The organism is Rhodococcus sp. AG1013 (genome assembly GCF_003350365.1).
Taxonomy (GTDB): domain Bacteria; phylum Actinomycetota; class Actinomycetes; order Mycobacteriales; family Mycobacteriaceae; genus Prescottella.
The window spans coordinates 14,084-34,535 of the sequence record NZ_QQAT01000015.1; the positions used below are offsets into that span (position 1 = coordinate 14,084).

General features: G+C 68.2%; 22 protein-coding genes. 13 read left to right on the forward strand and 9 right to left on the reverse strand.

The features are described 5' to 3' along the window. Positions 1 to 57 precede the first annotated feature (57 nt). The 5 genes from DEU38_RS17960 to DEU38_RS17980 form a co-directional block, all read right to left on the reverse strand. On the reverse strand, positions 58 to 1,434 hold the full coding sequence (locus DEU38_RS17960; protein ID WP_114722771.1) for a glutamate decarboxylase: 1,377 nt from the start codon (positions 1,432 to 1,434) through the stop codon (positions 58 to 60). A gap of 84 nt (positions 1,435 to 1,518) precedes the next feature. Further along, entirely contained in the window at positions 1,519 to 3,504 is a 1,986-nt protein-coding gene (locus DEU38_RS17965) for a YhgE/Pip domain-containing protein (protein ID WP_114722772.1), read from the reverse strand. Positions 3,505 to 3,507: 3 nt separating this feature from the next. Continuing rightward, positions 3,508 to 4,188 (reverse strand): hypothetical protein, encoded by a 681-nt coding sequence (locus DEU38_RS17970; protein WP_114722876.1) that lies wholly within the window; start codon positions 4,186 to 4,188, stop codon positions 3,508 to 3,510. A gap of 167 nt (positions 4,189 to 4,355) precedes the next feature. Beyond that, entirely contained in the window at positions 4,356 to 5,636 is a 1,281-nt protein-coding gene (locus DEU38_RS17975; protein WP_114722773.1) for an amidohydrolase family protein, read from the reverse strand. Between the two features lie 228 nt (positions 5,637 to 5,864). Continuing rightward, positions 5,865 to 6,512, reverse strand: coding sequence for a hypothetical protein (locus DEU38_RS17980; RefSeq protein WP_114722774.1), 648 nt, complete (start codon positions 6,510 to 6,512; stop codon positions 5,865 to 5,867). Positions 6,513 to 6,798: 286 nt separating this feature from the next. On the opposite strand from DEU38_RS17980, the gene DEU38_RS29280 reads away from it, so the two are divergent. Then, positions 6,799 to 6,921, forward strand: a complete 123-nt coding sequence (locus DEU38_RS29280) for a hypothetical protein (RefSeq protein WP_258557987.1) — start codon at positions 6,799 to 6,801, stop codon at positions 6,919 to 6,921. A 1-nt stretch (position 6,922) separates the two neighbouring features. Here DEU38_RS29280 and DEU38_RS17990 read toward each other — a convergent pair whose 3' ends face one another. The 4 genes from DEU38_RS17990 to DEU38_RS18005 form a co-directional block, all read right to left on the reverse strand. Further along, complete coding sequence (locus DEU38_RS17990; protein ID WP_114722776.1) at positions 6,923 to 7,609, reverse strand: hypothetical protein; 687 nt, start codon at positions 7,607 to 7,609, stop codon at positions 6,923 to 6,925. 111 nt (positions 7,610 to 7,720) lie between these two features. Then, positions 7,721 to 8,338 (reverse strand): LysE family transporter, encoded by a 618-nt coding sequence (locus tag DEU38_RS17995; RefSeq protein ID WP_114722777.1) that lies wholly within the window; start codon positions 8,336 to 8,338, stop codon positions 7,721 to 7,723. Between the two features lie 49 nt (positions 8,339 to 8,387). Continuing rightward, positions 8,388 to 9,701: a glycoside hydrolase family 1 protein gene (locus tag DEU38_RS18000; RefSeq protein ID WP_114722778.1), complete on the reverse strand. Its 1,314-nt coding sequence runs from the start codon at positions 9,699 to 9,701 to the stop codon at positions 8,388 to 8,390. Positions 9,702 to 9,712: 11 nt separating this feature from the next. Then, entirely contained in the window at positions 9,713 to 11,290 is a 1,578-nt protein-coding gene (locus DEU38_RS18005; protein WP_397484730.1) for a GMC oxidoreductase, read from the reverse strand. A gap of 264 nt (positions 11,291 to 11,554) precedes the next feature. Between DEU38_RS18005 and hisD the strand changes: the two genes are divergently transcribed. The 12 genes from hisD to DEU38_RS29685 all read left to right on the forward strand — a co-directional run bounded on the left by hisD (position 11,555) and on the right by DEU38_RS29685 (position 20,170). Then, the gene (gene hisD / locus DEU38_RS18010; protein ID WP_114722780.1) at positions 11,555 to 12,877 is read left to right on the forward strand and encodes a histidinol dehydrogenase; all 1,323 of its coding nucleotides are present in this window, start codon (positions 11,555 to 11,557) and stop codon (positions 12,875 to 12,877) included. Beyond that, positions 12,874 to 14,022, forward strand: coding sequence for a histidinol-phosphate transaminase (locus DEU38_RS18015; protein WP_114722781.1), 1,149 nt, complete (start codon positions 12,874 to 12,876; stop codon positions 14,020 to 14,022). The genes hisD and DEU38_RS18015 overlap by 4 nt, the downstream gene beginning before the upstream one ends. Next, on the forward strand, positions 14,019 to 14,633 hold the full coding sequence (gene hisB / locus DEU38_RS18020) for an imidazoleglycerol-phosphate dehydratase HisB (RefSeq protein WP_114722782.1): 615 nt from the start codon (positions 14,019 to 14,021) through the stop codon (positions 14,631 to 14,633). Before DEU38_RS18015 ends, hisB begins: the two co-directional genes overlap by 4 nt. 4 nt (positions 14,634 to 14,637) lie before the next feature. Further along, positions 14,638 to 14,790: a hypothetical protein gene (locus DEU38_RS28540; RefSeq protein WP_174910659.1), complete on the forward strand. Its 153-nt coding sequence runs from the start codon at positions 14,638 to 14,640 to the stop codon at positions 14,788 to 14,790. Then, a complete protein-coding gene (locus DEU38_RS18025; RefSeq protein WP_114722783.1) occupies positions 14,790 to 15,944 on the forward strand; it encodes an MFS transporter in 1,155 nt (384 codons plus the stop codon). The genes DEU38_RS28540 and DEU38_RS18025 overlap by 1 nt, the downstream gene beginning before the upstream one ends. Continuing rightward, the gene (gene hisH, locus DEU38_RS18030) at positions 15,941 to 16,576 is read left to right on the forward strand and encodes an imidazole glycerol phosphate synthase subunit HisH (protein WP_114722784.1); all 636 of its coding nucleotides are present in this window, start codon (positions 15,941 to 15,943) and stop codon (positions 16,574 to 16,576) included. The genes DEU38_RS18025 and hisH overlap by 4 nt, the downstream gene beginning before the upstream one ends. Continuing rightward, positions 16,573 to 16,830: a hypothetical protein gene (locus DEU38_RS18035; RefSeq protein ID WP_114722785.1), complete on the forward strand. Its 258-nt coding sequence runs from the start codon at positions 16,573 to 16,575 to the stop codon at positions 16,828 to 16,830. Before hisH ends, DEU38_RS18035 begins: the two co-directional genes overlap by 4 nt. 61 nt (positions 16,831 to 16,891) lie before the next feature. After that, positions 16,892 to 17,626, forward strand: coding sequence for a bifunctional 1-(5-phosphoribosyl)-5-((5-phosphoribosylamino)methylideneamino)imidazole-4-carboxamide isomerase/phosphoribosylanthranilate isomerase PriA (gene priA / locus DEU38_RS18040; RefSeq protein WP_114722786.1), 735 nt, complete (start codon positions 16,892 to 16,894; stop codon positions 17,624 to 17,626). Between the two features lie 14 nt (positions 17,627 to 17,640). Continuing rightward, a complete protein-coding gene (locus tag DEU38_RS18045) occupies positions 17,641 to 18,474 on the forward strand; it encodes an inositol monophosphatase family protein (protein WP_114722787.1) in 834 nt (277 codons plus the stop codon). Further along, entirely contained in the window at positions 18,471 to 19,244 is a 774-nt protein-coding gene (hisF, locus tag DEU38_RS18050; RefSeq protein WP_114722788.1) for an imidazole glycerol phosphate synthase subunit HisF, read from the forward strand. Before DEU38_RS18045 ends, hisF begins: the two co-directional genes overlap by 4 nt. Then, positions 19,241 to 19,588 carry a phosphoribosyl-AMP cyclohydrolase gene (gene hisI / locus DEU38_RS18055; RefSeq protein WP_114722789.1) on the forward strand — a complete coding sequence of 116 codons (348 nt, stop codon included), beginning with the start codon at positions 19,241 to 19,243 and terminating at the stop codon, positions 19,586 to 19,588. Before hisF ends, hisI begins: the two co-directional genes overlap by 4 nt. 252 nt (positions 19,589 to 19,840) lie before the next feature. Continuing rightward, complete coding sequence (locus DEU38_RS29685; protein ID WP_309473100.1) at positions 19,841 to 20,170, forward strand: hypothetical protein; 330 nt, start codon at positions 19,841 to 19,843, stop codon at positions 20,168 to 20,170. Positions 20,171 to 20,452: the final 282 nt, after the last annotated feature.

Here is a 20,452-nt window from a genome sequence, read left to right on the forward strand (position 1 = left end):
CAGACAGGGGCGGGGCGGGGCGACCTCGCCCCGCCCCGCCCCGCCCCGCTGGGTATCTCAGTGCGAGAAGGCCTGGGCGGCGTGTCCCGCACCGGCACTAAGACGTCCGATGACGTCCTTGATCGCGATGACGAGCTTCCAGGCCAGGTCTCGGCTGAAGCCTTCCCGTAGCACGATGCGAAGTACTGCGATGTCCTCGGCGTTCGCCGGCATCGTGTAGGCGGGAACCTGGAACCCGCGGGCCCTCAGTTCGTGCGAGATGTCGAAGACGGTGAATCCGGGATCGCCCACGACTTCGAAGGAGAGGACCGGAATGGCGCTTCCGTCGGTGATGATCTCCATGTTGTCGATCTTCGAGATCTCGCTGGACAGCATCAGCGCGGTGTCGCGCAGCGACTCCATGATCTGCGTGTAGCCGGCCACCCCGAGTCGGACGAAGTTGTAGTACTGTCCGACGACCTGGTTACCGGGCCTCGAGAAGTTCAGCGTGAACGTGGGCATGTCGCCGCCGAGGTAGTTGACCCGGAACACGAGGTCCTCCGGCAGGTGCTCCTTCGACCGCCACACGACGAATCCGATTCCCGGGTAGGTCATTCCGTACTTGTGGCCGCTGACGTTGATGGAGACGACGCGCGGAATCCGGAAGTCCCACTCCAGTTCGGGATGCAGGAACGGAACCACGAATCCGCCGCTCGCGGCGTCGACGTGCATGGGTACGTCCGGCCCGCCCGCGGCCGCCAGCTCGTCGAGTGTTGCGGCGATCTCGGCGACCGGCTCGAGCTCGCCGGTGAACGTCGTCCCGAGGATGGCCACCACACCGATGGTGTTCTCGTCGACCGCCTCGCGCACCTGCTCCGGCGTGATGACGTAGCGTCCCTTCTCCATCGGGAGGTACTTCGGCTCGACGTCGAAGTAGCGGCAGAACTTCTCCCACACCACCTGGACGTTGCTCCCGAGGACGAGGTTCGGGCGGTCCGTGTCCTTGCCGGCCGCCCGGCGCGCCTCCCGCCACCTCCACTTGAGCGCCAGGCCCGCGAGCATCACTGCCTCGGACGAGCCGACGGTCGAGACTCCGGTTGCCGAGGACGGATCGGAGTCCGAGAGTCCCTCAGCGTTGAACAGGGCGGCGACCATATTGACGCAGCGGGTTTCGATCTCGGCGGTCGCCGGGTACTCGTCCTTGTCGATCATGTTCTTGTCGAACGTCTCCGCCATCAGGCGGTCGGCCTGCGGATCCATCCATGTGGTCACGAAGGTCGCGAGATTCAGTCGCGAGCTACCGTCCAACATCAACTCGTCGTGGATGAACCGGTAGGCCGCCTCGGGCTCGGTCTCGGCCTTGGGCATTCGCAAGGCGGGAATCGGATCGGTTCCGAGTCGTCCCGTGTAAGCGGGTGCGAGTGTCTCAGTGGGAGCGGCAAAGTTGTTCGACATCTTCTCTCCTCCGATACTTCGAACGATCTGTGGGTGGAACTGGTCGCGCGTTGTGTGTCAGGAACTTCCGGTGTCGGTCGAGGATCAGACCTCGATGGGTGGGTACAGGCGTTCCATCGTGTACCGCCGGTTGCGGCGGACCGAGAGGGCGCTGATGGTGAGGCTCACGAGCAGGATGCCGGTGAGCACCGCGATGGCGATCCACAGTCGCGAGTCGACGTGCTCACCGACGGTGAGCTGGCGAAGACCGTTCACCGTGTAGGTCATCGGGTCGAACGGATGAATGACCTGGAAGGGCGTCGCGGTCGTCGGGACAGGGTAGATGCCACCCGCCGACACGAGCTGGAGCATGAGGAAAGCCAGGGTGACCACGCGGCCGACAGCGACTCCGAACAGCGCGTTGAACGCCTGGATCATCGCGAGGTACGTCGCCGAGATCAGCATCAGGAACAGGATCGTGCCGGCGACGTGTTTGACGTCGAGCCCGACGCCGAAGTGCACGACCGTGTACATCACGACCACCTGCAGGATGCCGACCAGGAGCGCCGGCCAGTACGAGGCGAGCACGGTCCGGTACAGCCCGACGCCACCGACGGTGGGGCGGGACTGCAACGGGGTCAACAGCATCCAGGTGATGATGCCGCCGACGAAGAGCGCCAGCGACAGGAAGAACGGTGCGAAGCCGGTTCCGAAGGTCGGAGCCACGTTCGTGTACTCCTGCTGGAGCGCGACCGGAGTGGACAGTGTCTCGGCCGTCGCCGTGCGCTGCTCGTCGCTCCAGCTCGGCACCTGGCCGGCGCCCTGCTGCAGTGCCGAGGCAAGTTCCTTCGACCCGGACTGCAGCTGCTCGGTTCCGGCGGCGAGTTGGTCGGCGCCGCTGGCGAGCTGGAAGCTGCCGTCCGTAAGCTGCCCCATGCCCTGACTGAGCGTCGAGGCCCCGGAGCTGAGTTGGTCGGCACCGTTGCGTAGTTGCTGCACGTCGGACGCGAGTCCGCCGTTCTGCAGCATTGCCAGGCCGCTCTGCAGGGGGCTGTTCGGATCGGTCAGCTGGTACTCGAGCGCCTGCGCGTCGGAATGGAGCGCCTCGAGCTCCCCGCGGATGTCCGCCGCGGGTGCGGCCACGGCGCGGGTGAGCGGTGTGAGTGCGGCGACGGCCTGCTGCACGATCGGATCGGAACTGCGGTTCAGAACGCTGATCACCTGTTCGACCGCCTGGGCGGTCGGTGCCCGTGGTTGTTCGCTCGGGGCTCGGCTCGCGAGATCGGCCAGCGACTGGCGGAGCTGTGCGACTTGACCGCCGACGTCCGGCAACGCGCCCCCCTCGAGCGCGTTGAGTAGGGGGTCGGCGACGCCGTCGATAGCGGTTGCCAGCTGGGAGGCACCGGCGGCCAGGGCGTCCGAGCCGCTGCGCGCTGTGACCATGTTGTCGGCGAGGGTATGGGCGCCCGACGCGAGTTGGTCCGCGCCACTGTTCGCCTGGTCGATACCCGTGGCGAGTTGTTCGGCCCCGCCCGCCGCCTTCCCCAGTCCGGACCCGGCGCTCTGCAGACCGGTGAGGACCTGCCCCACGCCCTGCGCTCCGATCGTCGAATTGACCTGGTTGATCACCTGTTCCGACGCGTCCTGACCGATGATCGTCGCGAGATAATTGTTCGCGTCGTTGAAGGTGAAGATGAGATTCGCCTTCTCGGGGTGGTCGCCGTTCGGTGACGAGACCGCCGCGCTGAAGTTCTCCGGCAGGGTGATCGTGTAGTAGTACTTACCGTCCGAGAGGCCCTTCGCCGCGTCCTCCTGGGACACTTCCGCGAGGTCGAGTTGGCCGGAGGCGATCAGGGACTTCACGACCTGATCGCCGGCGTCGAGTTCCTGTCCGTCGGCGGTCTTGCCGGTGTCGATGTTGACGATCGCGGCCGGGATCTTGTCCACCGCTCCGAACGGATTCCAGAAGGCCCAGAGGTACATCGCGCCGTACAGCAGCGGCATGAGGATGATCGTGATGATGGCGATTCGCGGCATCGTGCCACGGAAGTAGCGCTTCGAATCGCTGCCCAGGGAAATGCCTGCAAGCATCGGCTACCTCGCCTCGGTCATGACGCCGATGTCTCCGGCGTTCAGAAGCTGGTGCAGGTCCACGACGGCGCGCACCGAACTACCCGGTGGGAGTGGGTTCACGTCGGCGGTGATCACGGACTGGTTCTGGCCCAGTGCCACAAGTCTTTCCAGAACCATGAGGCGCTCTTCGTCGTCGGCGATCTTGTCGATCCTGCCGACGACCAGCAGGGGAGGCCGCCGCGTGTTCGCCACGGCGATCCGCAGCAACAACTGCTGGATCTCGGGCAGGTCGTCGACGAACGCGTTGAGCGCCGGCAGTGGTACGTCGCCGAACACCTCGGCGCACATATCCTCGACACCGCTCGTCCCGACGCGCGGGACGAACCGGTACCACGGTGAGTCCCAACGCAGTTGTTCGGTGACGAGATCGCGCACGGTGACCGACGGGCGGACCTCGTCGAGTTCGTTGAGGCACGCGATGGTCGAGTTGCGGAACACCGCCATGGGTTTGTCCTCGAACCCGAGGACGGTGAGGGACCCGCCGGTCAGGCGCATCCGCCCGCACAGCGCCATCAACAGGGCCGTACGCGCGGCGCCGGCCGGTGCCGCGAGCACAGTCACCCCGCCGATGTCGATGTCGAGATCGAGCGGACCGAATACGTGACCCCACGGGCCGTGGAGTTCGATTGCTCTGGCGGACACCAAAGTTCCTGAGACCGGTTCCCACGAGGGTTGGTACCCCTCGATCTGTGTTTCGACCAATTCGCACTCCACATTCCCTCGTCGTTCGACGAACGGCGACGTGTTCGGTTGCTGTCCTTGACCCTTGCTGCTTTCGAAGCTGACGTCGGAGACGGCCGATCAGGCCGTCACAGGCTGTTCTTGACGACCTGACCGTCCTTGACGATCACCGACAGGTACTTCTCCGGGTCGGCCAGCACGCTCAGGTCCTCGAGTGGGTTGCCGTCCACGAGCAGTACGTCGGCCCAGGCCCCCTCCGCGACGACGCCGAAAGGGGCGTCACGGTACGGATCGCGTTCACCTGCGAGCCGGAACAACTGGGCGTTGCCGGAGGTCAGCATTCGCAGCGCCTCGACATTGCTGTAGAAATCGCCCAGTCTGGCTGCCATCTCGCTCTGTCGCTTCGCGAACTGCGGCTCGAGCAGCAGATCGGTGCCGAAGGCCACCTTCACCCCGTACTTCTTGGCCCAGCCGTAGATCCGGTCCACGCCACTGCAGATCTGGCGGTTCTTCTCGGCTCGGTCGGCGTCGGGGTAGTGGTGATCGTCCTCCGCGAAGGGCTGCATCGACAGCCAAACGTCGCGCTCCGCCATCAACTTGACCGTGGTCTCGTCGGACAGATGGCCGTGCTCGATCGACTTGACTCCGGCTTCGATCGCACGCCGGATGCCGGTGACGTTGTAGACATGGGTGGCGACGTAGGTGCCGTAGTCGGTTGCGGCGTTGACCCCCGCCCGTAGTTCGGCATCGGTGAACTGCACGGTGTACAGCGGGTCGTACGTCGAGGCGGCTCCGCCGCCGACCATCATCTTGATCTGGGAGGCGCCCTTCTTGAGCTGCTCGCGCACTGCGGCCAGGACTCGCTCCTCGCCGTCGGCGATTCGCATGAAACCGATTGTTTCCGAGCGATTCTCGGCACCGCCGAGAGCCGAGGGGGTGTCGTAGACGTTGCCGAAGTCGCCGTGACCGCTGGTCTGCGAGATCGCGGCCTGGCACGGGTAGATGCGCGGCCCGGGGAATTGGCCGCGGTCGATCGCGGACTTGATGCTCGAGGTGTCACCGGCCATGTCGCGGACCGCCGTGAACCCTCGCATCAGCATGTTCTTCGCTTCGGCGACGCCGTTGAGAGTGATGTGTCCCTCCGTGCCCATCAGGAGGTCGACGTACGAGTTGGCGTTACCGACCAGGTGGACGTGTGCATCGCTCATACCGGGCATCAACACCCGGCCGCCGCCGTCGATGACGACGGTCTCCCTGCCGGGATCATCCCCGACGGGGGAGGTCGACACGGCGGCGACCTTGTTGCCGTCGATCAGAACGTCTCCGTTGCTCAGCTCCGCTGATACGCCGTCGAACACCCGGACGTTACGAAACAGTAACCGCTTCTTGCTTTCCGGAAGAGTCGTCATACCTCGCAAAGCTAACAGCGGGTGCGCCGGGTCGCGCCGCGACGATCACCGTCGGGTCGGAATTAACCCCCTACTTCACCCGTTCTCGAGTTGTCGGTGGTGGTCCCGGTGACGGCCGAAAGAGGCTCGACAAGTGACGGTGCGACGCAAAGGATTCCAGGCCCAGAACCGCCGATCCCGCTGCCTTCGACAATGCGTCGCGGCAGCGGGATCGGCGGTGGACCTGCGTCAGAGTGACTCGACAGGCTCCGGCGCGGGACGACGTGGCTTACCGAGGAAGATGACGGACGCGGCAAAGAAGAACAGGGCGCCGACGAACGTGCCGGCGTTGGCGAGGGATGCGTCCTCGACGCTTCCCGACTGGGTGATGAACGCCCCCGCGGCCGAGAGGCCGAACGCGAGTGAACCGAGGGCGTTGAACCAGGCACTCTGCCAGTCGAGGGAGCGCGGAGCCCAGTAGTTCTTTGCGCGGACGAGCATCAGGATCGCCAGATAGCTGCTGATCAGGAACGCAATCGAGCCCTCCGCGTTCGGTGTCCACACCAGGTGCTTCTCGCCGGCGATGGTGTGGGCGTGCAGCGCGGCCCCGGTGCTGATGTTGAAGAGCACCGTGCCTAGGAACTGGGTCGCCGCGGCTAGCCATTCGGCGCGTATCGCGGGCTTGCCGGTATCCGTGTCCGTTGTCGTGGCGGCGCCGCTGAGCACCAACTGGATGAACGCGGCGTAGGTGAAGAACCAGGAGCCGACGAAGAAGGCCGTGTTGGCGGTGGCCGTTCCGAGGGCCGGCGCGAGTACCGGTGCGGAGCCGAGCGCGAAGAGCAGCGACCCGATCGTGAATCCCCACGATTGCATCCGCAGAGTCGGGTGAATCAGCATGTGCGGCAGTATAGGTCGCAAATCGTGACCATGCCGTGAAATCGGACGATCGAACCGCCGAAACGTCGATCGAATCAGCTTGCTGTGCAGGGTAAGACGATGGAGATGCGACGACCGTGACTACGTTCGTTGGGATTACGTTCAATCTCAGTTCATCAAGGTTGGCGGCGCGAGCCGGGTCATCGACTTCGAGGAGGGGCGTGTTGTCGAGTGGAAACACCCCCTCGGCCACCACTGGCGCTGGGAGTTCACGGAGACCACGGCCGGTCACACGGAGGTGACCGAGGTGTTCGACTATTCGATGGTGAGGTTCCCGCAGTGGGTGGAATGGATGGGGTTCCGCTCGAAGGACGAGCAGGGCATCACGGCGACCCTCGAGCAGTTGCGCGCGCGGTACGCCGACGGGTGACTCACGCCGGCGTGAAGTACGTCTCCCCGATCGCGAACATGCCCCGCTGCGGCAGCCAGAACCCGCCGAGCCGGGCCTGCTCCGGGAGGGGGCCCGGCAGTCCGACGTCGACGCCGTCGACCGTCGCCCGGCTGCGCTGCACCGCCCACAACCGGCGCGGATTGGCACGGAAGGAATACCCACTCGGAGTTTCCCCGGTCAGTCCGACCCGGCCCACGCCGAGCAGCGGACCGGCGACCCGGGACATCAGTGTCAGCACGCGGTCGTTGCGCCACAGTGCGGCGGGCATCAGTGATCCGGCGGCGGTCATCGCCCGGGTGGCGAGGGAACGGGTCAACATCATCGACCAGTCGATCGTGTCGCCGACGGTCACGCCGAACTCGTCCGGTCCGCTCCAGGTGATGGTGATGTCCGCGGTTCGAGATTCCGCCAATGCCCGGCCGAAGTAGCGCGGGCAGGAGGACTCCGGCGCTCCGTTGATGTACATGACCCACTGGCCGGCCGGGTTCCGGTGCCACACCGAGTCGTAGCCAGGGCCGATCGAGCTCGTAGGGAAGTGTCGGAGTGCGAGGTAGTGGCCGGTCGTGAACGGCAGGCCCATCACCGCGTATCCGGCGAACCGCTCGAACTCGTCGCCCGGTGGGAGATCGGGCAGTTGTTCGGCGAGGGTTCGCGGGCTGGTGCTCATGGTCGCTCCCGATGGTCGGCGGGCCGCCGACCGACGTCTGCGCCCGCACATGCTGCTCCCGTCAGCGTAGGCACAGAACGATCCCCGGCGGTAGGCCGTGAACCGCGCCTGTCACACCGCGGTGGCGAGGGCCGCCGCGGCGGTGAAGAACAGGGTCGCGAAGACGCGGCTCGTGACCTGTTGTTGACGCGGCGAACGCAGCACGCGGAGGACCCGCGCCGCGAGACCGGTGTATCCGGTCATGACGACGGTGTCCACGGCGACCATCGTGGCCGCCATGAGCGCGTACTGCGGGAACAGCGGTGCGGCGGGGTTCAGGAACTGCGGTAGCACCGCGAGCATGAAGACGATCGCCTTCGGGTTGCTGGAGTTGATCAGGAACGCCCGTAGCACCAGCCCCGCGGCGGTGGCTCGCTTGCTGTCCGGTTCGGCCTCGATCGGTGTCGGCGCCGAGCGCCACTGCCGCATGCCGAGATACGCGAGGTAGGCGACGCCGAACCACTTCACGATCAGGAACGCCGTCGTCGAGCCGGCGAGCAGGGCGCCGACGCCTGCCGCGACGATCGCGATCTGTAGCAGCAGCGCCAGCTGCAGGCCGAGGATGTTCCAGTAGCCGCGCAGGAAGCCGTGCCGGAGGCCAGCCGACATCGACGCGATCGCGCCGGCTCCTGGTGACAGGCTGATCACCCAGCTGGCGCCGAAAAATGCCAACCACATCTGCCACGACACGGGGGAGGAGCTTAGGCGCGCCCACGCCGTGGATCGGTGGCGGGTGTGGCTACGAGCCGCCCGACCCGGTGCCCGATCCGCTGCCCGACGAGCCACCGGTCAGGCAGCTGCCCGGAGGATCGACGAGCGAACAGAACGCCTTCGGCATCACCGGTGTGTAGTCCGCGGGCACGCCCCCGGCGGCGACGATGCCGCGGTACGTGTCGACGGCGTCGGTGGGGCGGCGGGTGAGCGCCGGGTCGGTGAGCGCGTCGACGGTGTACAGCCCGAACCGCGGACGGTACGAACCCCACTCGTAGTTGTCGGTGATCGACCAGTAGTTGTAGCCGATCACGTCGGCGCCGTCGCTGCGGGCCTGCTCGATCCAGTAGATGTGGTCACGCAGGTGATCCGAGCGGGTGTAGCCGTCCGGTCGTGGCTTGCCGTCGTCGGTGGGCATCCCGTTCTCCACGACGTACAGCGGCATGTCCGGCAGTTTGCGGTGATACGCCATGAGCGCGTGGTAGATCCCGTCCGGCTGCGGGACGACGTCGTAGAACTGGTCGGTGGCGGCGGCGATCGCGGAGATGTTGTCCAGCGAGAGCCCGTAGTAGTAGTCGATGCCGAGGAAGTCGAGCTTGTCGGTGACCCGGTCGACGAACAGGTTGTCGAGCAGCCCGAACGCGGCGGGGATGAACGCGAGATTGCTGCCGACCCGCGCCGTGGGATCGAGTTGGTGGATGCGGTCGTAGATCGTGCGATGGGCGCGTGTCATGCCGTCGAACATCTTGTGCACGTCGAGAAGTGAAATCCCCCCGAACGTCAGTTCACGCTGTGCGTAGGTGGTGGGCTCGTTGAACGTGATCCAGATGGCGCCGACGTCGCGGTAGCGGTTCACCACCTCCTCGGCGTTGACCAGCCAGTCGTCCACGGTGCGAGGATCCGCCCAGCCGCCCCGGTCGGCGATCCAACCCGGGTACACCCAGTGGTCGAGGGTGATCATCGGCGTCATCCCGTGGTCGCGGATCCGCCGGATCACGTCGTCGTAGTAGGCGAACTCGGTCTTGTCCCACTGGCCCGGATGTGGTTGCACCCGGGCCCATTCGATGCCGAAGCGGAACACGTCGACACCGAGCGCGGCCGCGTTGTCGATGTCCTCGGCGTAGCGGTGTCGGAAGTCGACCGCATCGCCGATCTCGTCGTGCGTCCTCCCGGAGGCCGAGTACCGCGACCAGTTGCTGTCGGGCGACGACCCCTCCGACTGGAACCCGGAGGTGGCCACGCCCCACAGGAAGTCGTCGCCGAGCGGTTGCGCCTGCGCAGTCGGCACGGCGAGGAGCGTGAGCGTGAGCGCGACGATCGCGGTGCGCAACGTTGCTTTCATGGGGGTCCTTCTCAGAAGACAGTGTCGACGTCGGTGGCGACCAGGGCGTCCATGCTGTGCTCGGCGAGCGCGGCGATCGTCATCGACGGATTGCACGCCCCGGTGGACCCGGGGATGCGGGCGCCGTCGAGGACGTAGAGCCCACGCTGCCCGTGCACCCGTCCGGCGTCGTCGCACACCGAGCCGAATGGGGCGCCGCCCAACGGGTGGAAGGTGTTGGTGTCGACGGCGTTCACGTCGATCGCCGACACTCCGAACCCGGCGCCGACGATCTGCTCGATCCGTGCGCGGATCGCGTCGGTCAGACCCCGGTCGAACGCTTGATTCCAGGTCAGCACCGCGTCGTCGCGGCCGGCGTCGTAGTGCCACGTACCGAGACCGTCCACGACGCCGTACCCGATCACCGACGTGGTGTGCAGATCCAGCGGGAACGGCACCGGGCCGAGCACGATCGTCAGCGCGCCGGCCGGGTTGTCCCAGTCCTTGACCCCGACGCACGCGGGTCCGCCCTGCCACGCACCGGGACTGTCCGTCGCGCGGGTGACCATGAAGATGCGGTCGCCGTTGTTGCCCCATCCGGTGCCGACACCGTCGGGGAGATCGGGGACCAGGTTCTTGGCCTTCGCCTTCACGAGCAGGCGTGTGGTGCCCGGCGATCCGGCCCCGAGGAACAGGGCGTCGGAGGTGATCCGCTTCCGCTCGAGCACCGTGCCGTCCCGTCCGATGCGGTCGCAGTGCACGATCCAGGAGCCGTCCGGGCCGCGTTCGATGTCGGCGACCCGATGCAGCGGCGCCACCTCGACCCGGCCGGTCGCCTCCGCGGCCGCGAGATACGTGACGTCCACGGAGAACTTGCCCCCATTGTTGACGCCGTAGATCAGGTCGCCGGTGGTGTACGACGGACGCATCTCGCCGCGCAGTTCCCGCCGCGCGAACTCCCAGTCGATCGGCATCGGGACCCGGAACGTGTGCAGGCCCTGTGCGTCCGCCATCTCCACGAACCGGCGCGACGAGCTGTACTGCGGACTGTTCAGCAGGTCGTCGGGGATCGTCGCGATCCGCAGCCTGCGGGCCACCCGCGGGTAGTACTCCGAATCCATCTGCGCGAAATCGATACGGGGCGAGACGCACCGGGCGAAGTTCTCGCCGTTCGGTTGCATCGTCATTCCGTGGTAGACCAGCGACCCACCGCCGACGCCGGCTCCGCACAGGATGTCCATGCCGTTACCGGGGATGCGCTCCATCAGTCCGGTGAACGGCGGGAACACGGCGGGCGGGGCGCCCGTCATCACCGGGTGCGGCTGCAGCCACGCCGAGCGCTGGTCGGGGGAGAGCATGCGCGGGAACGTCTCGGCGTTCGGCCCGGTGGGCCACCGGATGCCGCGCTCGAGGACGAGGGTGTCCACGCCGGCCTGTCCGAGGTGCATCGCCGCGATCGCACCGCCGAACCCGCTGCCGATCACCACTGCGCGGCGGCGTTCCTCGGTCACCGGTGTGCGTCGCGCCGGAGATGCTGCGGCCGGTGCGGCCGCGGCGGTCACGGCGAACGCTGCTCCTGCCGCGCCGCCGAGGAACGTGCGTCTTGTCACTCGCGGAACGGTCGGGCTCGGATCGGGGATCACGGCAGCTCCCTGCGTTGCGTTGTCGGATGCTGGGGTCGACGAGCTCTCGCAGGTGGGAACTCTAGGGTGGACACGTGTCCAGTGAGATGTCTTTCGGACAAAGCGCTGCTCAGGGGAGGCGCTCACCGCGAGCAGCGGGCCGTTCGGCGCGCGTGTGGGGCCGGAACGTAAGCAACTTGCACCCATCGCGGATAATCGGTGTAAACCCCTGTTCTCCAGAGAGGACCTCTCATGCTTGCCCGCACCGACCTTCGCGGTCGTACCCCTTCCACCGCTGAGCTTCGAGGCGCCCTGCCCCGTGGCGGAGTGGACGTGGACGCGGTGCTGCATCAGGTCCGTCCCGTCGTCGAGGCGATCCGTGACCGTGGCGCCGAAGCGGCGCTCGAATACAGCGAGAAGTTCGACGGCATCCGGCCGGGTACCGTCCGTGTGCCGCAGGCCGAGCTGGATCGCGCGCTCGCCGAACTCGACGCCGATGTCCGCGCCGCCCTCGAGGTCGCGATCGAGCGGACCCGCAAGGTGCACGCCGATCAGCGCCGCACCGACACCGTCACCGAGGTCGTGCCCGGCGGCACCGTCACCGAGCGGTGGGTCCCGGTCGAGCGGGTCGGCCTGTACGTGCCCGGTGGCAACGCCGTGTACCCGTCCAGCGTCGTGATGAACGTCGTCCCGGCGCAGGCCGCTGGTGTCGAGTCGCTCGTCGTCGCCTCCCCGCCGCAGGCCGCCTTCGGCGGTCTGCCGCACCCGACGATCCTCGCCGCGGCCGCGCTGCTCGGCGTCGACGAGGTGTGGGCCGTCGGCGGCGCCCAGGCCGTCGCCCTGCTCACCTACGGCGGCACCGACACCGACGGCGGTGAGCTGGCGCCGGTCGACCTCATCACCGGTCCCGGCAACATCTTCGTCACCGCCGCCAAGCGCCTGTGCCGCGGACTGGTCGGCATCGACGCCGAGGCCGGCCCCACCGAGATCGCGATCCTCGCCGACGGCACCGCCGACCCGATCCACGTCGCGGCCGACATGATCAGCCAGGCAGAGCACGACGTCATGGCCGCGAGCGTCCTGGTGACCACCAGCACCGACCTGGCCGACGCCGTCGACAAGGCGCTGGCCGCGCAACTCGAGCTCACCAAGCACCGTGAGCGGGTCGAGACGGCGCTGCGCGGCAGCCAGTCCGGCACGGTGCTGGTCGACGACATCGCGGCCGGGCTGAAGGTGGTCAACGCGTACGCCGCCGAGCACCTCGAGATCCAGACCGAGGACGCGTCCGCCGTCGCCGCCCAGGTGCGGTCCGCCGGAGCGATCTTCGTGGGTCCGTGGGCGCCGGTGAGCCTCGGCGACTACTGCGCAGGGTCCAACCACGTGCTGCCCACCGCCGGCTGCGCGCGGCACTCGTCGGGCCTGAGCGTCCAGACGTTCCTGCGCGGCATCCACGTGGTCGACTACTCCGAGGCGGCACTGAAAGATGTTGCCGGTCACGTCATCACGCTCGCCAACGCCGAGGACCTCCCGGCTCACGGCGAGGCCGTGCGTCTTCGGTTCGAGGCACTGAAGTGAGCGCCGGGGTCGTCCCCGGATCGGCCGTCGGCATCGACGATCTGCCCATCCGGGAGAGCCTTCGCGGTCAGTCTCCTTACGGCGCACCGCAGTTGACGGTTCCGGTGCAGCTCAACACCAACGAGAACCCGCACCCGCCGTCGAAGGCGCTCGTCGACGACGTCGCGGAGGCGGTCCGTGCCGCGGCTGCGGATCTGCACCGCTACCCGGACCGTGACGCGGTCGCGCTGCGCACGGACCTGGCCGCGTACATGACCCGCCAGACCGGAGTCTCGCTCGACGTGTCGAACCTGTGGGCCGCCAACGGTTCCAACGAGGTGCTGCAGCAGCTGCTGCAGGCGTTCGGCGGCCCGGGGCGCACCGCGGTCGGTTTCGTGCCGTCCTACTCGATGCACCCGCTGCTGGTCACCGGCACGCAGACCGAGTGGATTCCCGCGCCGCGGCGCGAGGACTTCTCGCTCGACGCGGAGACCGCGGTGCGGGTGATCGGCGAGCGCCGCCCCGACGTCGTGTTCGTCACCAGCCCCAACAACCCGACCGGGCACAGCATCGGCCTCGAGGACCTGAAGCAGATCCTGGCCGCCGCACCCGGGATCGTGATCGTGGACGAGGCGTACGCCGAGTTCTCGTCGATCCCGAGCGCGGTGAGCCTGATCGACGAGTTCCCCACCAAGCTCGTGGTGAGCCGGACGATGAGCAAGGCGTTCGCGTTCGCCGGTGGCCGGCTCGGATACCTCGTCGCGGCTCCGGCGTTCATCGACGCAATGCTGTTGGTGCGCTTGCCGTATCACCTGTCGGTGGTCACGCAGGCCGCCGCCCGCGCCGCGCTGCGGCACGCCGACGAGACCCTCGGCAGCGTCGCCGAGCTCGCGTCCGAGCGCGACCGGGTGAGCGCGGAGCTGTCGGCGATGGGCTACACCGTCGTCCCGAGCGACGCGAACTTCATCCTGTTCGGGCTCTTCGAGGACGCCGCCCGGACGTGGCAGCACTACCTCGACGAGGGCGTGCTGATCCGCGACGTCGGTATCCCGGGACATCTGCGTGCGACCATCGGCCTGGTTGCCGAGAACGACGAACTGCTGCGGGTCAGCAGGAAGCTTACTTCAACCGAGCTTGTTTCAACGGAAACGAAGGGATCCCGATGAGCGACCGGATCGCACGCGTCGAGCGGACCACCAAGGAATCGAGCATCGTCGTCGAACTCAACCTCGACGGCACCGGGAACGTCGCGGTATCGACAGGAATCCCGTTCTTCGACCACATGCTCACCGCCCTCGGCGCGCACGCCAGCTTCGACCTGAACGTGCAGGCCAAGGGAGACGTCGAGATCGACGCCCACCACACCGTCGAGGACACCTCGATCGTGCTCGGCCAGGCCCTCGGTCAGGCGCTGGGCGACAAGCGTGGCATCCGCCGTTTCGGTGACGCCTTCATCCCGATGGACGAGACCCTCGCACATGCCTCCGTCGACGTCTCCGGGCGTCCGTACTGCGTGCACACCGGCGAGCCGGAGCACATGCTGCACAGCGTGATCGGCGGCTACCCGGGTGTGCCGTACTCGACGGTGATCAACCGGCACGTGTTCGAGTCGATCGCCCTCAACGCGCGCATCGCGCTGCACGTGCGGGTGCTCTACGGCCGCGACCAGCACCACATCACCGAGGCGGAGTTCAAGGCCGTCGCCCGCGCACTGCGCGAGGCCGTCGAGCCGGATCCGCGGGTCACCGGCGTCCCGTCGACCAAGGGTGCGCTGTAGAACCATGAGCACTGTCTTCATCTATATCCTGTTCCTCGCAGCGGGCTTCGCCATCGGCGGCGCATACGCGATGTGGAAGGTGAACAAGTTGGCGTCGGGTGTCCTGGTTGCCCTAGCGGTGCTCGCGGCGGCGTCGGGGATCCTGCGGCTGATCTGATGCGCGAACTCCTGCGCACTCGCGGGGTCCTCGTAGCTCTCCTCATGGGCGCCACCACCTTCGGTGGTTGGACATTGCTGTTGCCGGTGGTCCCGTTGGCGATCGCCGACGCGGGTGGTTCGAGCACCGCGGCCGGAGCGTCGACGGCGGTGTTCATGGCCACCACGGTCGTGACGCAACTGCGTGTGCCGGCTCTGCTGCGCAACCGGGGATACCGTGCCGTGCTAGCCGTGGGCTGCGTACTGCTGGGACTGCCGTCGCTGGGCTTCCTCCTCAGCACCGCGACCGCGCCGGCGCTGGCGATCTCGGCGATCCGGGGCATCGGTTTCGGACTGGTGACGGTCGCGGGCATCGGGTTGCTGGCCGAGTTGGCGCCGCCCAACCTGTTGGGGCGGGTGACCGGCGCCAACGGAGTGGCGGTGGCGGCATCCCAGATGCTGGTGCTGCCACTGGGACTCGGCCTCTACCAGGCGGGGCACCATGCCGCGGTGTACCTGCTCGGCACGATCATCCCGTTGCTGTCCCTGGTGTCGATCTCACGGCTCCCGGTCGTCCCGAATCCCGGGATGCCGGCCGGGCGCAAGGGACTGCCGCTGAAGGTGCTGCTGGTGCCCTGCCTGTCGATGCTGGTGGTGGCGGCCACGTATGGCGGGGTGTCCTCGCTGCTTCCGATAGCCACCGAGAATCGCGCTGCCGTGGCCGGTTTCGCGCTGTCGGCCTCGGCCGGTGCGATGCTGCTCGGCCGCTACGGCGCCGGTGTGATCGCGGACCGGATCGGTGCGGGTCGGACCACCGTGCCGGCGCTGCTGACCGCGGCGGTGGGCACCACCCTGTTGGCGTTCGCGGTCGCCGGGCACGTCGGCGACATCGGATTGGTGGTCGGGGCGATGATCTTCGGGCTGGGCTTCGGTGCGGTGCAGAACGAGTCGCTGCTGGTGCTGCTCGCGTCGGCGGGCCGGGATCGGGTCGCGGCGGCCAGTGCCGCCTGGAACATCGCCTACGACGGCGGTACCGGTGTCGGTGCGCTGGCGCTGGGTGCGGTGGCGACGGCAGCGGGCTATCCGCCGGTGTTCGTGGTCGCCGCGGTGGCGGTCGCCGCCGTCGTCCCCGTGGCTACGATCGCCGCCCTGCGGGCCGATAGAGTTGGCACATGACCGCACGCAAGGTTGCTCTTCTCGATTACGGCTCCGGAAATCTGCATTCGGCCCAGCGCGCCCTCGCGCGGACCGGCGCGGAGATCGAGGTGACGTCGGACCCCAAGATCGCCCTCGCGGCGGACGGTCTGGTGGTGCCCGGTGTCGGCGCCTTCGCGGCGTGCATGGAGGGCCTTCTCGGCGTCCGCGGCGACCGAATCATCGGTCAGCGGCTCGCGGGCGGCCGGCCGGTTCTGGGTATCTGCGTCGGCATGCAGATCCTGTTCGAACGCGGCGTCGAGTTCGGCGTCGAGGCGGAGGGCTGCGGCGAATGGCCGGGCACCGTCGAGCGGCTCGAGGCCGACGTCCTGCCGCACATGGGCTGGAACACCGTCGACGCCCCCGAGGACAGCACGCTGTTCGCCGGCATGGACCCGGACACCCGCTTCTACTTCGTTCACTCGTACGGCGTGCGCACGTGGGAGCTGCCGCCGTCGGACATCATCGCCCCGCCCAAGCTGACGTGGGCCGAGCACGGCGACCGGTTCCTCGCGGCTGTCGAGAACGGCGCGCTGTCGGCCACCCAGTTCCACCCCGAGAAGTCCGGCGACGCCGGCGCACAGCTGCTGGAGAACTGGGTCCGCGCCCTGTGACCCGCTCCCCGGGTGAGGACTCGGGCGCGGAGCTGTCCATCGCGCGGCTCGCGCTCGCAGCGATGGGCGCGGCGACGACCGTGCTGGTCGTCGTCACGGTAGTGATCGTGGCGCTGCGGCCGGGGCCGGTCGGAGGGCTCGTCATCGCACTCGTCGGGGTCGCCGCCGCGATCACGGCGATGGGCGTTGTTTCCAAACGATTGGTCCGTCGATCGTTCGGGCCGGAGGCCGACGGCACCGACCGTCGATCGTGACGCCGCGACAGTGCCGACCGTGCTTTCGGTCGCAGCGGAGCCAGGCACTAGAGTGGGCGCAGTGAGCCTGGTCCTTTTGCCTGCTGTAGATGTCGCCAACGGTGAAGCTGTTCGCCTTGTTCAGGGAGAGGCGGGGAGCGAGACCAGTTATGGTGCGCCCCGCGACGCCGCCCTCGCGTGGCAGAACGACGGTGCCGAGTGGGTGCATCTGGTCGATCTCGATGCCGCTTTCGGTCGCGGCTCCAACCGTGAGCTGCTCGCCGCCGTGGTCGGCGAGCTCGACGTCAAGGTCGAGCTGTCCGGTGGTATCCGTGACGACGACACCCTCGAGGCCGCTCTCGCGACCGGCTGCGCCCGCGTCAACCTCGGCACCGCTGCCGTGGAGAACCCGGACTGGTGCGCCCGCGCCATCGCCAAGCACGGTGAGCGCATCGCCGTCGGCCTCGACGTCAAGCTGATCGACGGCGACTACCGCCTCCGCGGCCGTGGCTGGGTGTCCGACGGCGGCGACCTGTGGGAGGTCCTCGAGCGCCTCAACCGCGACGGTTGCTCGCGCTACGTCGTCACCGACGTGAGCAAGGACGGAACCCTCACGGGCCCGAACCTCGAGCTGCTGAGCCAGGTCTGCGCGGCCACCGACGCGCCGGTCGTCGCATCGGGTGGTGTCTCCACGATCGCCGATCTCGAGGCCATCGCCGGTCTGGTCGGCGAGGGTGTCGAGGGCTCGATCGTCGGAAAGGCGCTCTACGCAGGACGATTCACGCTTCCCGAGGCCCTCGCCGCGGTTTCGCGGTAGGAGCTTTTGACGCTATGAGCTTGTCCCGGGATCCGCTCGAGCTGCTCGCCATCGCGAGCGATGTCCTCGACGGGGCCCGGGACCGGTTCGTCGCGGGTCTGGGTGCCCCGAGCGCGGTGCGTAAGGGCCCCAAGGACTTTGCGACCGCAGTCGATCTCGAGCTGGAGAAGTCGGTGTCCGCGGAGCTCGAGCGCCGCACCGGCATCGAGGTCCACGGTGAGGAGTTCGGCGGGCCGGAACTCACCGACGGCGACGTCTGGATTCTCGATCCGATCGACGGCACGTTCAACTACTCGGCCGGCCTCCCGACGGCGGGCATGCTGCTCGCGCTGCTGCGCGACGGCGTACCCGTTCTGGGGCTGACGTGGCTGCCGCTGACCGGGGAACGGTTCGCTGCCGCCGTGGGCGGCCCGGTCACCCGCAACGGGCTCGCGCTGCCGCCGCTCGAACGCAGTGCCCTGTCCGACGCGATGATCGGATTCGGTGCGTTCAACATCGACAGCCGCGGCCGGATCCCGGGGACGTATCGGTTCGAACTGCTCGGTCAGCTCAGCCGCGCGTCGTCGCGGCTCCGGATGCACGGATCGACGGGCGCCGACCTCGCCTACACCGCTGCCGGAATTCTCGGCGGCGCGGTCGTGTTCGGTCACCACGTGTGGGACAATGCGGCCGGCGTCGCGCTGGTGCGGGCGGCCGGTGGCGTCGTGACGGATCTGCGCGGCGACGACTGGCACGTCGGATCGCGATCGGTGCTTGCCGCCGCGCCCGGTGTGCACGGCGAACTGCTCGATATTCTCCACTCTCTGGGCGACCCGGAGAATCGGCCTGAAGGAGGGCCACAACAATGACTTTGGCTGTTCGAGTGATTCCCTGCCTCGATGTCGACGCGGGCCGTGTCGTGAAGGGCGTGAACTTCGAGAACCTGCGTGACGCAGGCGATCCCGTCGAGCTCGCTGCGACCTACGACGCGCAGGGCGCCGACGAGTTGACGTTCCTCGACGTCACCGCGTCCAGCGGCGACCGGGGCACCATGCTCGACGTCGTCACTCGCACTGCCGAGCAGGTGTTCATCCCGCTCACCGTCGGTGGCGGCGTGCGCACCGTCGAGGACGTCGACCGCCTGCTGCGCGCCGGCGCCGACAAGGTCAGCGTCAACACCGCCGCGATCGCCCGCCCGGAGGTGCTGCGGGAGATGTCGGAGCGGTTCGGCTCGCAGTGCATCGTGCTGTCGGTCGACGCCCGTACGGTCCCGGTGGGGCAGGAGCCGACGCCGTCGGGCTGGGAGGTCACCACGCACGGCGGCAAGCGCGGCACCGGCATCGACGCCGTCGAGTGGGCGATCCGCGGCGCCGAGCTGGGCGTCGGGGAGATCCTGCTCAACTCGATGGACGCCGACGGCACCAAGGCCGGCTTCGACCTGAAGATGATCCGCGCCGTCCGCGCGGCGGTACACGTGCCGGTGATCGCCAGCGGTGGCGCGGGCGCCGTCGAACACTTCGCGCCCGCCGTCGAGGCCGGCGCCGACGCGGTCCTCGCGGCCAGCGTGTTCCACTTTGGAGACATGACGATCGGGGACGTCAAGGCGTCCATGCGTGCAGAAGGGATCACCGTCCGATGAGTCTCGATCCGTCGATCGCCGCCCGCCTCAAGCGCAACGAGGCCGGCCTGTTCAGTGCTGTCGCCCAGGAGAAGTCGACCGGCGACGTCCTGATGGTCGCGTGGATGGACGACGAGGCCCTCGCGCGCACCCTGGAGACCCGCAAGGGCACCTACTACTCGCGGTCGCGCCAGCAGTACTGGGTCAAGGGCGAGACGTCCGGCCACACGCAGTACGTGCACGAGGTGCGCCTGGACTGCGACGGCGACAGCGTCCTGCTGATCGTCGATCAGGAGGGCGCGGCGTGCCACACCGGCACGCACACCTGCTTCGACACCGACGTGCTTCTCGCTGCCGAGGCCTGACCGCCCGACGGGGCTCTCACCGTCGGGACGTTCCGGCCGGCGCATCGATCCGTCTGCGGCGTAACGGTAGCCCGTTACCGCCGCGCAGCGCGGCCGCGAGCACTTCCGCACTGTGCAGGGGGCGCGCTCCGGGTTCGAGATCCCGGATCTGGTGCGACAGCTGAAACCGTCGGCGACGACCAGCGTGCCCGGGTCGGCCTGCCGGACCGCGGGCATCAGTTTGTCCTCCGCGCACGCGACGGAGACGTCGTAGTGCCCGGCCTCGAACCCGAAGTTGCCGGCCAGCCCGCAGCAGCCCGCGTCGAGGACCTCGACGTCCACGCCGGCGGTGACCAGCGCGTCGCGGTCATGGGTGTAGCCGAGCACGGCGTGCTGGTGGCAGTGCTGTTGGACGAGCGCTGCGCGGGGCAGCTGCGGTGGCCGCCAGTCGGGCGCATGCCGGGCCAGCACTTCGCCGAGCGTGTGCGTCTGCTGCGCGAGCCGGCGGGCGTCCTCGTCGCCCGGCAGCAGGTCGGTGAGGTCCGAGCGGAACACGGCCGCGCAGCTCGGTTCGAGCACGACGACCGGGGTACCGACCCGTAAATGCGGGCCGAGCACGTCGAGGGTGCGGTGCAGGACCCGAACGGCGACGCCGAGCTGACCGGTCGATATCCAGGTCAAGCCGCAGCACACCGTCCGGTCGGGGACCTCGACATCGAATCCCGCGGCGTGCAGCACCGCGGCGGCGGCATGCGCGATGTGCGGGTCGAAGTTGTTGTCGAAGGTGTCGGGCCACAGCACGACTCGCCCGCGGCAGCCACCGGTGGGTTCGGGACGATATGCCTCGGTGAAGCGGGACGGCGCGAACGAGGGGAGGGGGCGCCG

Bases quoted from the DNA above. Each gene is read 5' to 3' on its own strand.
- DEU38_RS28540 (WP_174910659.1), top strand. From the start codon at position 14,638: ATGAGCACTGTCTTCATCTATATCCTGTTCCTCGCAGCGGGCTTCGCC.
- hisF (WP_114722788.1), top strand. From the start codon at position 18,471: ATGACTTTGGCTGTTCGAGTGATTCCCTGCCTCGATGTCGACGCGGGC.
- DEU38_RS18025 (WP_114722783.1), top strand. From the start codon at position 14,790: ATGCGCGAACTCCTGCGCACTCGCGGGGTCCTCGTAGCTCTCCTCATG.
- hisB (WP_114722782.1), top strand. From the start codon at position 14,019: ATGAGCGACCGGATCGCACGCGTCGAGCGGACCACCAAGGAATCGAGC.
- DEU38_RS17975 (WP_114722773.1), bottom strand. From the start codon at position 5,636: ATGACGACTCTTCCGGAAAGCAAGAAGCGGTTACTGTTTCGTAACGTC.
- DEU38_RS17965 (WP_114722772.1), bottom strand. From the start codon at position 3,504: ATGCTTGCAGGCATTTCCCTGGGCAGCGATTCGAAGCGCTACTTCCGT.
- DEU38_RS17960 (WP_114722771.1), bottom strand. From the start codon at position 1,434: ATGTCGAACAACTTTGCCGCTCCCACTGAGACACTCGCACCCGCTTAC.
- DEU38_RS17990 (WP_114722776.1), bottom strand. From the start codon at position 7,609: ATGAGCACCAGCCCGCGAACCCTCGCCGAACAACTGCCCGATCTCCCA.
- hisD (WP_114722780.1), top strand. From the start codon at position 11,555: ATGCTTGCCCGCACCGACCTTCGCGGTCGTACCCCTTCCACCGCTGAG.
- DEU38_RS18045 (WP_114722787.1), top strand. From the start codon at position 17,641: ATGAGCTTGTCCCGGGATCCGCTCGAGCTGCTCGCCATCGCGAGCGAT.
- hisI (WP_114722789.1), top strand. From the start codon at position 19,241: ATGAGTCTCGATCCGTCGATCGCCGCCCGCCTCAAGCGCAACGAGGCC.
- DEU38_RS18000 (WP_114722778.1), bottom strand. From the start codon at position 9,701: ATGAAAGCAACGTTGCGCACCGCGATCGTCGCGCTCACGCTCACGCTC.
- hisH (WP_114722784.1), top strand. From the start codon at position 15,941: ATGACCGCACGCAAGGTTGCTCTTCTCGATTACGGCTCCGGAAATCTG.
- DEU38_RS17980 (WP_114722774.1), bottom strand. From the start codon at position 6,512: ATGCTGATTCACCCGACTCTGCGGATGCAATCGTGGGGATTCACGATC.